The 14,138-nt window shown below is 35.0% G+C and carries 11 protein-coding genes and 1 pseudogene; 7 read left to right on the top strand and 5 right to left on the bottom strand.

The window, feature by feature from the left end; translation table 11 throughout:
- Positions 1-15: 15 nt before the first annotated feature.
- Positions 16-1,413 (bottom strand): exosortase, encoded by a 1,398-nt coding sequence (xrt, locus tag H4J38_RS09805; RefSeq protein ID WP_182131614.1) that lies wholly within the window; start codon positions 1,411-1,413, stop codon positions 16-18.
- Positions 1,414-2,031: 618 nt separating this feature from the next.
- On the opposite strand from xrt, the gene H4J38_RS17210 reads away from it, so the two are divergent.
- From H4J38_RS17210 to prsT (H4J38_RS09795), 5 genes are read left to right on the top strand one after another with little or no spacing between them, the layout of a single operon-like run.
- A complete protein-coding gene (locus H4J38_RS17210) occupies positions 2,032-2,355 on the top strand; it encodes a hypothetical protein (protein ID WP_259365480.1) in 324 nt (107 codons plus the stop codon).
- On the top strand, positions 2,333-2,566 hold the full coding sequence (locus H4J38_RS17205; RefSeq protein WP_259365479.1) for a hypothetical protein: 234 nt from the start codon (positions 2,333-2,335) through the stop codon (positions 2,564-2,566). The genes H4J38_RS17210 and H4J38_RS17205 overlap by 23 nt, the downstream gene beginning before the upstream one ends.
- A gap of 19 nt (positions 2,567-2,585) precedes the next feature.
- Positions 2,586-2,873, top strand: coding sequence for a hypothetical protein (locus H4J38_RS17200; RefSeq protein WP_259365478.1), 288 nt, complete (start codon positions 2,586-2,588; stop codon positions 2,871-2,873).
- Positions 2,870-3,067: a UDP binding domain-containing protein gene (locus tag H4J38_RS17195; protein ID WP_259365477.1), complete on the top strand. Its 198-nt coding sequence runs from the start codon at positions 2,870-2,872 to the stop codon at positions 3,065-3,067. The genes H4J38_RS17200 and H4J38_RS17195 overlap by 4 nt, the downstream gene beginning before the upstream one ends.
- A gap of 44 nt (positions 3,068-3,111) precedes the next feature.
- Positions 3,112-5,784 carry an XrtA/PEP-CTERM system TPR-repeat protein PrsT gene (gene prsT, locus H4J38_RS09795; protein ID WP_182131613.1) on the top strand — a complete coding sequence of 891 codons (2,673 nt, stop codon included), beginning with the start codon at positions 3,112-3,114 and terminating at the stop codon, positions 5,782-5,784.
- Positions 5,785-6,380: 596 nt separating this feature from the next.
- On the opposite strand, the gene H4J38_RS17190 is transcribed toward prsT (H4J38_RS09795), so the two are convergent.
- On the bottom strand, positions 6,381-7,178 hold the full coding sequence (locus tag H4J38_RS17190; RefSeq protein ID WP_259365476.1) for a PEP-CTERM sorting domain-containing protein: 798 nt from the start codon (positions 7,176-7,178) through the stop codon (positions 6,381-6,383).
- A gap of 374 nt (positions 7,179-7,552) precedes the next feature.
- Positions 7,553-8,407, bottom strand: coding sequence for a ThiF family adenylyltransferase (locus tag H4J38_RS09785; protein ID WP_182131612.1), 855 nt, complete (start codon positions 8,405-8,407; stop codon positions 7,553-7,555).
- A 199-nt stretch (positions 8,408-8,606) separates the two neighbouring features.
- Here H4J38_RS09785 and prsT (H4J38_RS09780) point away from each other — a divergent pair, with 199 nt between their 5' ends.
- The gene (gene prsT / locus H4J38_RS09780; protein WP_182131611.1) at positions 8,607-11,354 is read left to right on the top strand and encodes an XrtA/PEP-CTERM system TPR-repeat protein PrsT; all 2,748 of its coding nucleotides are present in this window, start codon (positions 8,607-8,609) and stop codon (positions 11,352-11,354) included.
- A 90-nt stretch (positions 11,355-11,444) separates the two neighbouring features.
- Here prsT (H4J38_RS09780) and H4J38_RS09775 read toward each other — a convergent pair whose 3' ends face one another.
- Positions 11,445-12,314: a PEP-CTERM/exosortase system-associated acyltransferase gene (locus H4J38_RS09775; protein ID WP_310733465.1), complete on the bottom strand. Its 870-nt coding sequence runs from the start codon at positions 12,312-12,314 to the stop codon at positions 11,445-11,447.
- 89 nt (positions 12,315-12,403) lie between these two features.
- A pseudogene (locus H4J38_RS09770) lies at positions 12,404-13,225 on the bottom strand (patatin-like phospholipase family protein).
- Positions 13,226-13,336: 111 nt separating this feature from the next.
- On the opposite strand from H4J38_RS09770, the gene H4J38_RS09765 reads away from it, so the two are divergent.
- Complete coding sequence (locus H4J38_RS09765; RefSeq protein ID WP_182131610.1) at positions 13,337-14,101, top strand: serine protease; 765 nt, start codon at positions 13,337-13,339, stop codon at positions 14,099-14,101.
- Positions 14,102-14,138: the final 37 nt, after the last annotated feature.

Raw genomic sequence — 14,138 nt, 5'->3', positions numbered from 1 at the left:
AACTCATAAATATGATTAATTACTTTCTTGAGAGTTAAAAAAGTCTTCTATTGTGCTTTCACAGTTACTATCACAAGTTAAGTATACCCAGTGCAGTTTAGTGTTCTTTATATTAAATAGTGCTTTTTTAAGTCGCGCTAGCTTAAAATTTCTTATATCTGTATAGGTTATATTATCAATTTCATATTTGTGTAAAATGACTGCTTTGTTTTTATTTAAACGCGCATAAGTTAGATTCCAACCATTTTTTGTTTCAGTCTTAATGGTTTTATATCCTTCAGGAAGTATGTCATTTCCAAAGTAACTGGGCTTCTCGTCTAAATCTTGAGCGCTGAAAGAAAATATTTGATAAATAGTTTTATTACTATTTAACGGTACACTTTTTACGCTTGAATACATGTAAATAGTTGGGGAAGTTTTATCAAGCTGTATTTGAGTGGATATTTCATTTATGGGCTTATGCAAAAGTGACTGCAAGCTAGTTGATGATAAAGTTAACGCTGACAGCAAAAACATAACAATGTATAGATTGGGTATAGCCTTCGTTTTCTCAATTTTGCAAGGAGTTAACACGTCAACATCTGCTAATTTGTTACCCCACCAAAATAATATAATCATGAAAGGAATAAATAAATACCAACCGAAGGTATTATGATCATCCATTAAACTACTTTGCATATCGGTATATTCACCAATAAGTATTAATGCCGTAATTCTTATCCAGTTAGTTACTAGTGCGCCCACAATTGCGATGCTAAAAAACATTAATGCTTTTTTAGTGCTTTTAATATGAAGAAAAGTAAATATTGAGCTGATTGCTAATGAAACAATAAAATACCTAAGGCCACTGCAGCCACCTGCGATTTGAAAAACGCCCGCAGGAATAGTAACAAAGTTACCTTCTACATATGTAGGAATGCCGGTATAACTCATCAAAAACTTTACTGCATTCACAGATATGGCTTGAAGAGTGGAATTGAGGATGCCCCAAACGGGTAAGATAAATATAAAAAATAAACTAGGAAATACAATATATTTGTTGAATTTATATAGCATGTTAATGCTTGTTACTAGCACTGCTAACACTGAACACCAGTAACCTAAGCTTATTTGTGCGTTACTCGTTATATATAAAGCTAGGCAAGACAAAATGAAAATTGCAGTAGCGGGAATAGATAGCTGTGTTCTGAAAGTTATTTTGCCGGCACTTTGTAGTATATAAAATAAATATAATGAAATAATTGGAATTAAATAAGCGTGTGAATAGGTTCCATCGTCAAAGCTATGACGCCATAGAGTTTCTAAAACTGGAATGTTTAAAAGTGAGACAGTGAATATAATAAGCAAAACACCTAGAAGTGGTGTTTTAAAAAAAGTGCGAGCTATTTCAATGAGTGTGTTCAATTTTATCATACTACTTTATTTGTATTATAATCAGGTTCATAAATGAAAACTTTATCTAAGTGTTCTTAAAGACACATTGTAAAGTTAAAAGCTATTTCTATTGAATTTGAGTGTTCATCTAATTAAGTTAACAAGCTTTTAATGATTTGTCTTTATTTAAAGATTGTTAAGTTGTTATATTTAGTTGAGTGAACGAATAATAATTTAAGAAAATGAATTGTGTTACTACTTTATTTCGATGAAAAGTGCATACTAAGCGGCAACAAAATATAAATAATATAATAAAAGGAGTTGATAGTTTGAAAATCAACCAGCTAATAACATGTTTATCCCTTGTGCTCGCAATATCTGCTTGTGGTGACAAAGAAAACGTTCAAACTTAGCTTACTCAGGCAAACACCTTTTTAAAAGAAAACCAATTTAAAGAATCAATTATAGCGTTAAAAAATGCGGTTAAGTTAGCACCTGAAAATGGTGGAATAAGGTTTTTTAGTGAGGGCATGCTTAGCTGTTGGTAGAGTTTTAGACACCGTTAAAGAACTTGATATTATTGCTGATAATAGTGAGCTTGTAGAATTATCTATAGTGGCTAAAAATGAGACTTTAACAGTTGTTGGTTTGAGCTAAATGGGGTTATTTATTTCAAGCCTACTAGCACAAGCTGGTTATTCTGTTCCGGGTGTTGATTTAAACCAAGATAAGGTTGACTTAATTAATCGAGGCGAGCGTCCTTTTGATGAAGAAGGTATGCCTGAGTTAGTTCAAAAAGTAGTGTCACAAGGTTATTTAACCGCCTCGACAAAAATCCCTTCAAGTGAAACTTATTTGGTCGCCGTGTCTACACCACATAACGGGCTTGCTAAAGGTAATAGCTGTGAACGCACTTATGTGATTTCTGCCATAGATGCGATTACAGAAGTGGCTAAAGATGGACAAACCGTTATTGTTTAGTCTACTATTTCTCCGCAAACAAGTTTGGAAGTGGAAAAACGTCTTAAAGGCAAAAGGCCTTAATGTAGTGCACTGTCCTGAATGTGCTATTCTTGGGCAAACATTATATGAATTAGTTCATAATGATAGAATTATTGGCACCTCAAGCGCTAAAGCTCAACAAAAGGTTAAAGCGATATATCAAAGTTTTGTAGAAGGTGGGTGTTTTTAGCTGATTTAACTTCAGCCGAATGCGTGAAAATACTTCTCGTGATGTTGGGATTGCTTTTGCTAATGAACTCGCCCAAGTGTGTAAAGAGTTGCATGTAGATGTGAATGACGTGATCAAACTAGCTAATCGACACCCTAGAGTGAATGTATTAAATCCGGGACCTGGTGTCGGTGGACATTGTATACCTATTGATCCATGGTTTTTAGTGGAAAGCACTAAAACGGGTGAGTTTATACGTTTGGCAAGAAAGCTTAATAACGACAGGCCTCTTATTATTGCAGAGAAACCCCTGCAGAGCCAATATTGAAATATATTAAGTCGCAAGGATTTAATGTTAAGTATCATGATGAACATGTACCTAAATGGCAATGTGATCGCATTGAGAGTATTGATGATATGCTTAAGTGGGCAGATGTTATTGTGATTGTTACAGGGCATGATAGTTATAAAACCTTGGTGGCGAGTGCAAATATTATTGATGCGTGTGGTGTTTTACAATAAAAATATTATAGCGAATTTACCTAATAATCAGGGATAGAGTACTAATGAGATTTAAAACCCAAAAGATAACCTTAGCAACTTGTATATTGATAGCTTTAAGTGCTTGCTCGCCCAATAAATCGACTGAAGAATATATTAGCAGTGCGAAAAGCCATATTCAGCAAAATAAAAATGCTGAAGCAGTAATTGATTTAAAAAATGCTGTTAGTAATGATTTAAATAATGGTGAAGCTCGTGTTTTATTAGGCAATGTATATTTAGAATTAGGCCAAGCTGCTGCGGCAGAAAAAGAATTTGAAAAAGCTATCAGTTTAAATGTTGATATAAACATTGTGCTCCCTAAGTTGTTGTCTGCCATTTATTTACTTGATGATAATCAAAAAATCATTGAAACCATCGATACTATGAATGTATATAGAGATGTGAATCCAAAGGTTTTACCTGAAGTATTGCTGTACCAAGTACTCGCCTATATTAACTTAGATAAAAAAGCAGAAGCTAAAAATGCTATTGCTAAAGCTAATGAAATTTCTGCAGAATCTGTATTTAGTCAACTAGGTAGTGCTTATATACAAGCGGATGATAAAGACATTGCTGGTGCATTGAAGTTGGTTAATAAAGTTGTTGAGCAGTCACCAGATTTATTGGAGGCCCTGCTGCTTCAAGGTCAGCTGTATTTTGTAGAAAAAGATTACCCCCAAGCGATATCCTCTTTTTTAAATTATCAGTCATTAGTGACAAAAAATATAAAAATACGATTATATTTGGCAAACACTTATATCAAGAATGGTGAATTCGATGAAGCAAATCAACAACTAGCACCTTTGCTGATTCAATTACCGGAACAACCATTTGTTAATCAACTAAAAAGCATTATTGATTTTGAAAATAAAGAATTTGCACTTGCGTTAGCTTATTCCGAAAAGGCAATTCAAAACGGACTAAACACTTCTTCTAATAAAGTAATTGCCGGGTTAAGTGCTTTTCAATTGGAAAAGTATGAACTAGCCCATCAGTATTTGGTTTCAACTGTTAATGATTTACCTGCGAATCATCCTATTCAACGAGTGTTGACTATGGTTCAAATGAAGCTGGGTTATACTGGTGATGCAATTGATAAACTTGTCAACATGACAGAATTTACCGTTGATGATACTGAAATGTTGACTACAGCAAGTTTTAAATTATTAACAGATGGTAAATTTGAGCAAGCTAAATCACTAATTGAAAAATCTTATGATTTGCAATCAGATAAGCCAGAAGAAATTACTCGACTAGGTATTCTAAAATTATCAATTAACGATTTGGACGGAATTACTGATTTAGAAAAAGCGATACAAATTGATCCAAATCTACCCATGGCAAAATTGGCTCTAGCACAAGCATATATTTCAACTAAAGATTATGATAAAGCATTAACACTCGCCAAGTCATGGCAAAAGAGTGAATCAAGCCAAATTCAAGGACATAATTTAGCGGCAAAAATTTATTTATTGCAAAATGAAAAGTCATTAGCAGAACTAGCGTTTAAAAGAGTGTTGACGCTTGAACCTGATAATGATTTCGCGCTGCAATATTTTATTGAACAAGATATTCAAGCCAAAAACTTCAGTCAAGCGCTAGTAAAAATTAAACTACTATTAGATAAATCACCTGACAATTTATTGGTGTTAATTCAAAACTATCGCATAGCTACATTAATAGGCAAACCAGATGATGCGATAGCTAAGGTAAAAGCATTATTTGAAAAAAATCAAGAAAGTTTAAATGTGCGGTTGATATACGGTAAAGTTTTATTTTCGGAAAAAAGTTATGCAAAAGTTGTAAATTTGTTAACTGATGTGGTGTCTATTAATGAAGATACACCCCAACTATATTGGGCACTGTTAAGTAAAAGCCATTTATTTTTATCGGAGTTTGATCAGGCTGCCGCTGTCTTTGATATGTGGATAAAAGCTGACTCAACTCAAGAGAATGCATGGCTTGGAAAAATAGTAAGCTTAGAAAGTAGTGGTGAGCATAGTTTGGCATTAGTTACTACGGAATCATGGCTACGTAAACAACCAGATAACCCAAAAGCCACATTGGTGTACCCTTATTATTTAATGCTAAATGATAAGCTGGATTTAGCGAAATTCAATATTGATCAATTATCTGATGAACTCAAAGCAACTGATTATGTTAAAGGCTTACTAGCACAAATAACCTATAAAGAAGGTGACTTCAAAAGGGCATTACCTGGTTTAATCGAATTATATAAAATGCAACCATCTTCTCAAAATGTAAACTTTATTTATACTGCATTTATTGAACAAAATAGAAGTATGGACGCTTTAGATTTTTTGAAAAAGCACGTAACTGAATATTCAGACGATTATTTTTCTAAAGCGTTGCTAGCACAACTTGCTATCAATTCAGAAAGTAAACTTGCTCAAGCTACTTATAGAGAATTATTGGTTAAATATCCCAATAATATTCAGTATCTAAATAATTTGGCTTGGATACACCTTAAAAGCAATCAAAATGAAGATGCTTATGTTGTTATATCTAAGGCGCTGAAATTACAACCAGAAAACCCATCAGTTTTAGATACCGCTGCTTTGATACAACAGCAAAGGGGTAATATAGATATAGCTCAACAATTAATTAAAAAGGCTTATTTATTAGCACCTCATAATAACGAAATAAAGCAGCATTATTTGTCAATTATCAAATAGTAGAATTAATCGTTATTGTTTTGCTTTAAAGAAACCTGATGTTGCCGTTCTAGTATGGTTGACACATAAAAATAAAACGCCTGATGTACTTCATCAGGCGTTTTGTATTTTAGCTTCTCATGTGACCTTCGTTCATTATATGCATCACAGCATCCCCTAGCCATTTTCTTTGTATCCTTCAAGCCTTTGGGTTTTACCATTAAAGTAAGTATTTATTCTTCAGTATGCCTTTGATAGGCTCAGTTAGGGCACTTTGATAACAATAGTTGTCAACGGCATTAATCATTAATCATTAATCATTAATCAATTGATATGGTATTACTTGTAGAGCTGTGGTATTGGTTTGAGCGATATTGAGCACCTTTTTCTGAATGGCGCACTAATACGTTATTTCTCTGTTTCTTTAACTTAGCACTTTACAAAATGACGCTTAATTTAAAAGCGAGGGAGTAATTTTTTGAGTACGTTTAGTGGTTCATTCCATAGCACTCTCCAATTAATTGCTGGGAAAGTGTCAATCTTATTTTAGACTAGTCAATATTTAGACAAAAAAAAGCCTTCATTAAGAAGGCTTTTCATTGGTCACTTAAATATAATTAAGATTTACGACGACGAGCTGCGCCAGCTAAACCTAGTAAACCAAGACCAAGAATAGCAATTGAAGAAGGCTCTGGAACATTAAAAACTATTTGACCGTTTAAGTCAGTTGAACGAGTTGCGCTTGTAGTATCACCATTGTATGGAGCGTTTGGCGTTGCAACTGAAAAGTCAAAGTCCCAAGCAACATCTGCAGTAGTTGTATCAGCCCAAATGTCATAAAACTTAGTGAAACCATTTGAAGCACTAGTATGTTCAAAGAAAGTCTTAGCATCTGCAGCTGTGTTACCAGTATCTGTAGCAGACATTAACCAGCTATAGTCTACTATGCCCGAAAGATTAACGTTAGCTGGTTCAACTTGCCCACCACCAACTAAAAGACGAGCCATTTGTTCTGTGTTGCCAGTACTTTGTTCTACATAGAAAAGATCAACATAACCAGTAGCGTTAAAGTTAGGGAAGCCAAAGGCATAACCACCAGACAAATCTTGATATACTGCATTTAAGAACCAGGTAGAATTAAAACCAGAGTTAAAAACTCCAAATTGACCACCAGGTAGCAAACTAGTAACTACACCAGTACCTGCTTCTGTAAATGTAGAGGTAGGTAGTGGTGAACACTCAGTACCAGTACAAGTACCACCAGCAAGAGTCGAAGTAGCTTGAAGGTTAACTTGTAGTTCAGTTGCAGCACCTGTAGTACCCGTAGAACCAGAATTAATAATTACGTCTGCGTTTGCAAAAGTACCAACAGACGCCACCGCTGCTGCACATAATAGTTTAGTAAATGTTTTCATTTTAAATCCTTTAAAGTTGTAGCAACTTTTTGTTAGTTAGTAATTTCTAAATCTAATAATGCAACTTGAGTGCCATCTTTGTAAGTCATTGTTTTTGAGGTTTATATGTTTGGGCTGTTAAGGGAGGAATATTATAGTGTAAAGAAAACTGACACTGTTTTTAACTATTTATAACACTTAACACTTAACACTTAACACTTAACACGCCGAGTAAGTGAAGCTTCTTTCTTTTATTGAACTAGGCTAAATAAAGTTCTACCGTTATTGTTTTAAGGGTTAAGTAAATTATGCTCGATAATAAATTGCCTCATGCCCGTTAGAATTAATTCTGACAAAACTTGTTAGGTATAGTTATTAAGAATACAAGTGATACATTATTTCTCAACAATTTTTTTGGCTATATGAAACATTATTCTCGGTATTAGGCCTGCGTTACCGAATGGTCGCCATGTTTTTTTATATTTGTTTCGGTAAGCATCAAAGTGAAGCCCGTATGGCGCGGCTATTATTTCACCACGACCCAATAATATTTTAAGCGCGTAAGTTTCTGCTATTCCTGCGCAAAGGTTAACAGCCATAGGTGTTGAAGGACCTCGCTTTTCTTTAAAGCTTACTCGGCTGCTATCTACTAAGTAAGGTCGTTGTAACATTGCAGGAGATAGGCCTATTAGAAATTGAATAAGTTGATCATCTTCAGATTTTTTGTTTTCAAAACGAAAATACTCTTCGTAGGTCATTTTACCTGGCATAAAACATAAAAAAGCGGCCCCCATGCCAAGTGGTGCTGCAGTAATCACTGGGATGTTTTTTTCATAGCATTTTTTAAAAATTGTTTTCCTAGCTTGTAAAGCAAAAAAGTCTAAGGCATCAACATATAAGTCAACACCTTCAAGAAATTCATCAACGTTGTGATCAAAAATACCTTCAGGAAAAGATTTTATGTTTGCTTCAGGGTTTATATCAAGCGCCATTCGCTCCATAACATCAACTTTTTGCTCGCCTAATGTCGACATAAACGCGCCGGATTGACGGTTGAAGTTATGTACTTCAAAGTCATCAAAATCTGAGATGTGAAAGTTTTCGACACCTAATCTAGCTAATGTCAGTAAATGCACGCCGCCTACCCCTCCAGCTCCAGCTATCGCAACTTTTTTTCCTCGCAGAACTTGTTGTTCTTCTTCTGTAACCCAGCCAATATTCCTTGAGAAGGCTTTTTCATAGTTAAACATTTTACACTCCTTTTTAAGCTTGTAATTATGCGAGCCACTGAAAGAATAAACTATACTCTGTAAACGATGTAATAAATATACACAGTGATAAGTGCATTGTATAAACGTTGATTATTTTAATATCATATTAAAAGAGAAATTAATGCTTTATTATCATACTTTAATGAAACTCCTATTAAACTCAAAACAGGAAGTTTAAATGAATTTTTCAAAATCATTAGTATGTGCAAGTGTTGTTTTTGTGTTGTCAGCATGTATCGACAATGAATCAGCTAATACTTATATAGCTAAAGCAGAGAATTCAATTCTTGAAAAGCAAAGTAACGCCGCTATTATTTCCCTAAAAAATGCAATAAAAATTGATGAAGAAAATGCTTATGCAAGGTTTTTGTTGGGTCGCTTATATTTAAGTACAGGCAATGCAGAAAGCGCCGTAAAAGAATTGGAGCGCGCCAATAAATTGAATTATTCTGCTGATCAGCTTATACCTTTGCTAGCTCGAGCCTATATATTAACTGAATCAGACTCAGATGTTTTAGCACTTGAAGTACAAGTGCAATCTTTATCACAGCTAAACACTCAATACCTCGCATATAAAACACTGGCATTATTACGTACAGGAGATAATGAACTAGCTCAAACTACGGTTGATGTTGCTCTTTCTTTTTCTCAGGCTGATGGCTACAGCATGCTGGCGAGTGCCTATTTAGAGTTCTCGAAACAAAACACTCTACATGCAAGTACATTAGTTGAGCGTATTTTAACTTCGAATCCAAACAATGCTGATGCACTTATGTTGCAAGGCCAAATAGCATCAGTTGAAAAAAATTATGCTTTGGCTGTTAATAGCTTTCAGCAATATCAAAAAATGCAACCTAATTCCGGTAAAGTACAGCTATTTATTGCAGACGCGCTATTGAAAAATGGTCAATACAAAGAAGCTGAAGCAATTGCAGATTCCATACTCGCTAACGTGCCTTCGCAGCCTTTTTTACAATATATTAAGGCAAGAGCACGTTTTGAAGATAAAGACTATGAAGCCGCCAGCCGTTTTGCCATTCAAGCGTTAAACGCTGGGGTTAACTCCTTTAGTTTAAAGTTGGTTGCGGGTGCAAGTGCATTTTATTTAAAAAATCACCAACAAAGTATCGATTACTTAACAGAGTTAATGCCTTACCTTACTATTGATCATCCTGTTAAAAAAATGCTTGCGGTGAGCCAATTACAATTAGGTTTGATAGATGATATTAGCGAAACATTAAGTGGTTATGATTCAACAAACAAAGATAATGCTCAGTTTTTAGCAACAATAAGTTATGAATTAATAGGAGTAGGAGCATTCGAACAAGCAAAAGAAATGGCTAATTATGTTTCAGACTCAACTAATATAACTGCTGAAGAAGCAGCAAGAGTTGGTGTGTTAAAGTTGATGATGAACGATCCCTCTGGTATTGATAATTTAGAATTAGCATTACAAAAGAATCCTGAATTAATTTCTGCGGAGCTTGCATTAGCTTTTGCATCCATTAAATCAGGAGACTTATCTCGGGCAACAGCAATAGCCGATAAGTGGTTGAAGCTATATCCTAAAAATGCAGGTGGGTATAACCTAAAATCTGCAATTTATTTTAAAAAAGAAGATTTAATAGAAGGTGAAGCTGCGTTAGAAAAAAGTTTACAGCTAGAGCCTGATAATGTTTATGCGTTAACTGAAATGGTTAAACTAGCTACTTACCAAAAAGATACTGAGAAGGCGATATTATTAACTGAGCAAGCAATAAAAGCTTACCCTAATAATATTCAAATATTGAGTCAATATTTTGATTTTCATAAAAATGATATCGGAATAAAAGTCTTGGCGCAGGCTCGAGAAAATAATGTCGATGATATTAAATACGGAATTTTATTAGCTGAAGCGCTAATATCTTTGAAAGAATTTAAGCAAGCCAACTCTGTATTAGATGATTATTCAGTAGATGTTAAAACCCCTAAGCGATACTGGCAATTAATGCTTGCTATTAATGCACAAAATCCTGATGGCAAAGATACTTATTCTATTTTAGAACAATGGCAGAAGACTAACCCTTATCATATTGAGTCTACTTTTTTACTAGCCAATTATTGGATGGGTAAAAAATCACCGGATAGAGCGTTAAGAGTTTTACAAAAAGCAAATGAAAAACATCCAAATAATTTGATGCTGTATTTGGTTGAAATGCAGATATTATTGGATAACAATCGAAACTCTGATGCTAAAGTTTTATTTAAAGAGTTAGATAAATTCAATGTTAATGAAAGCTTACTTGCTGGGATATCAGGACGTATCTTATTGCTAGATAGAAAGTTTGCCGAAGCTGTCCCAATGTTAAGGCAACAATACGAAGCAAAACCTAACAGTATTAGCGCAACATTTCTTGCTTTTGCTTTAGAAGGGAATAATCAAAAATCTGAAGCTATTGAACTGCTGGAGCAGTTTTCTAATAAGGAAGCAGTAGGTAATGCTGTTGATCCCAGAATTAGCCTGAGCTTAGCGAATATGTATTTAGCTGAGCATCAAGATAAAGCCGTTATAGAATATGAAAAACTTATTAAAGCGCAGCCTAACAATATTGTGGCATTAAATAACTTATCTTGGCTTTATATGGAACAAGGTGTTTTAGTTCAGGCATTGAAGCATTCAAAACAAGCTTATGATCTGAATTCAAAAATACCCAATGTAGTTGATACCTACGCTCAAGCTTTGTTGAAGTCTGATAAAAAATCAGAGGCATTAGTAAAAGCTAAAGAGGCTTATGCGCTGTCTAAGGGTGATAATATTGATATTGCATTGAACTTAGTTGAAACACTATTAGAAAATAATAATACGAAAGAAGCTCACAAATTATTAAGTGGAATAACTGGCGTTACCACTGCGCAAAAAGAGAAAAAACAACGATTATCTGAATAAAACCGGCCCCTCTTGCTTTAGTGCGAGGCTAAAGAGGGGGGTATGATATTTACTATAAATACATAAAATTGGCTAACTTTTTCATAGAGCTCAAAGTTGGCTGCCAATTTCTTTTTGTATCTCAAGATATAAGGATTTGAATCCGGGAGATAAATCCTCCATAAACATGTTCGCGTTAATATAGTAAGGTGCCCGTAAACCATGATAATCAATAGCTTGGCCAAGTTGAATAAAGTTAATGCCAACAAAGCGCATGCTACGCGCTAGCCTAGGTTCCATCATTACGTAAACGTGTTTAACACCTGTTTCCATGCTCATTGTTGCGGCTGCCATATATAGCCCAATGGCTATAAATGGGAAACAACGAAGTTCAGTTTCTGAGTAGGTTGGTACATTAATCGCACCAACCGCTGAGCCTTTAAATTTATCCATTTTACGTCGTCTAAAATCAGCTTTTACAGCGAGGCGAGATATTTCAGCTATTTCATGGCGTGGAAAGTTGCTGGGGTGTAGCTCTTTATTTTGTATGGAAGCTAGGCAATATTTTTCAATTGGTAATAATTCCGACTCGTTTGCCGACTTAACTACGCGTACACAGCTAGTATAGGTATTTGAAGGTTTATGTTTGATCATGGAGAAAATGGATTGCGCGTCAAACTCATCTTGCTCTTTACCTTCAGCTTTAACTTTTTCAAAGGCCAGTTCTTCGCAATAAACATTATGACGAATACGGAAAACTTCGTCGCGTAACTCGTCGCTAACCGCCACTTCAGGTTTTAAGAACTGGGTGAAATGCACGGCAATATTCATTGCATCATGGTTAACTTTCATTGATGCAAGGCGTTTGGTGATATTTCCAATTACCGGGGCGTTTAGTAACTTCTTGCTCCAATTCATTATTTCTTCTGTTCCTAGCGCTTTATTAGGTGAGGCGTAATTACTATTATTACTTGTTTTCATTATAGCTTAATAATTAATTTAGCATTTTATCTAATGATTATGGAATATATTTGTTAAAAATTTATTAATAACTTTTATATTTTAGGTGTTTAACTACCATGTTTAGTTTTAATTGGCACAATTTCCATTGCGGTTTTATAACCGATATCAAATAACTCAAACTTTTTTTCTTCACTCATACCAAAGTCAACTGCAGAGCTTAGGCCTGTATTGATAATGATGGTATTGTGCCAGAATGCTTCATTAATATACTCGCGTGATATTGTCGTCATAAAAGTGCGAATAAGTAGGGTTACATAGTTAATAATAGGGAATAATCCATCGGTTTTAAGTTCGTCGTATTCATGTTCACCGCGCAACCTAAAGCACAGAATGGGCGTGCCGTCTTTAGCCCAATCCCGGTGTACAGCATCTTCAGATAAAATACTGCCATCAACCATTAAATGTTTACCAAACTTTTTAAAACTGAATACCAATGGAATTGACATAGAAAAGCGTACTGCCAGAGATACCTTCATGCCAGGGGTTCTTTCTCGGTTAAATATAACTGGACGACCCGTTTTTACATCGGTTGCGACTATATGTAAGTTATAGTCTAACTCGATGAAGGTTTTGCCATGCAAATGACGGTCAACCCATTGCTCAAAAACGTCACCAGAACTTAAACCACCATTGCGAATTAAGCTCACTAATGAGAAGCCTTTGAATTGATTGTAATTAGTGGATATCGCAATATGTTTAATTTCAGCTATCGACAGCCCTGAGGCGTATAAACTGGCAATAATACTGCCCCCCTATACACCAACAAGATGAGTAAAGTCGATATGTAAATCGTTCAATGCTTGCAGCACGCCGATATGAGCAGGTAAGCGGGTTCCTCCGCCAGCTAAAATAGGCACTATATTCGCCACTTATCTTCCTCCTTGTATTATTATTATTTAATTATGGGCAATAATTTAGAAATCGCTAGAAAAAAATGTGCTAAGTTCAGGTAAAGTTTAGAATTTTTAAAAGAGTGAAATATGAATCGTTTATTACAATCATTACTTGTTTTTGGGCTGATATATAGCTCTTTTAGCCATGCTAATTTGATAGATACGGTTAGTTTGGTCAAACCATCGGTGGTTGGTATTGGTATTTATACGCCAACAGGTCGGCAGAAGAACCAACTTTATGGTACTGGCTTTGTTGTTGGCGATGGTACTTATATTGTTACCAATAACCATGTTATTGATAAAGAATTAGATGAGAACTTATTACAAAAGTTAGTTGTTTTTATCGGTAAGGGGCAGGCGGCGAAAGTAAGGTTGGCTAAGTTGATTGCCATCGATGAAGAGCATGATTTAGCGATTCTTAAAATTGAAGGACAGGCTTTACCCGCTTTGGCATTAGCGAAGAGTGACTTCATAAAGGATGGTAGTAGTATCGCGTTTACCGGCTTCCCTATTGGTGCAGTATTAGGGCTTTATCCCGTAACACACCAAGGTATTATTGCGGCTGTTACTCCAACTATTATTCCGGTGGATGACTCGAGACAAATTAGTATTGCTATGCTTAAACGTTTACGAGATCCGTACTTAGTTTATCAATTAGACGCTACGGCTTATCCTGGCAATAGTGGTAGCGCGATGTATGACGTTAAAACAGGTGAAGTTGTCGGTATTATTAATAAAGTGTTTGTTCAGCAGAGTAAAGAAACGGTAATTAGTGCGCCGAGCGGTATTACTTATGCGATACCTGTGAAATATCTACATAAGCTACTTAAAAAACATAATATAAAGAGTTAGTTACAATGCTTTGTCAGAAAGTTTTACACTTTGTGTA

The organism is Colwellia sp. BRX10-3 (genome assembly GCF_014077505.1).
GTDB lineage: Bacteria > Pseudomonadota > Gammaproteobacteria > Enterobacterales > Alteromonadaceae > Cognaticolwellia.
The sequence above is the reverse complement of the archived record's forward strand: the minus strand, read 5'-3'. Positions and strand labels throughout refer to the sequence as shown.

Bases quoted from the DNA above. Each gene is read 5' to 3' on its own strand.
- H4J38_RS09785 (WP_182131612.1), bottom strand. From the start codon at position 8,407: ATGTTTAACTATGAAAAAGCCTTCTCAAGGAATATTGGCTGGGTTACA.
- H4J38_RS17210 (WP_259365480.1), top strand. From the start codon at position 2,032: ATGGGGTTATTTATTTCAAGCCTACTAGCACAAGCTGGTTATTCTGTT.
- H4J38_RS17200 (WP_259365478.1), top strand. From the start codon at position 2,586: ATGCGTGAAAATACTTCTCGTGATGTTGGGATTGCTTTTGCTAATGAA.
- xrt (WP_182131614.1), bottom strand. From the start codon at position 1,413: ATGATAAAATTGAACACACTCATTGAAATAGCTCGCACTTTTTTTAAA.
- H4J38_RS09775 (WP_310733465.1), bottom strand. From the start codon at position 12,314: ATGAAAACAAGTAATAATAGTAATTACGCCTCACCTAATAAAGCGCTA.
- H4J38_RS17190 (WP_259365476.1), bottom strand. From the start codon at position 7,178: ATGAAAACATTTACTAAACTATTATGTGCAGCAGCGGTGGCGTCTGTT.
- prsT (WP_182131613.1), top strand. From the start codon at position 3,112: ATGAGATTTAAAACCCAAAAGATAACCTTAGCAACTTGTATATTGATA.
- prsT (WP_182131611.1), top strand. From the start codon at position 8,607: ATGAATTTTTCAAAATCATTAGTATGTGCAAGTGTTGTTTTTGTGTTG.
- H4J38_RS17205 (WP_259365479.1), top strand. From the start codon at position 2,333: ATGGACAAACCGTTATTGTTTAGTCTACTATTTCTCCGCAAACAAGTT.
- H4J38_RS09765 (WP_182131610.1), top strand. From the start codon at position 13,337: ATGAATCGTTTATTACAATCATTACTTGTTTTTGGGCTGATATATAGC.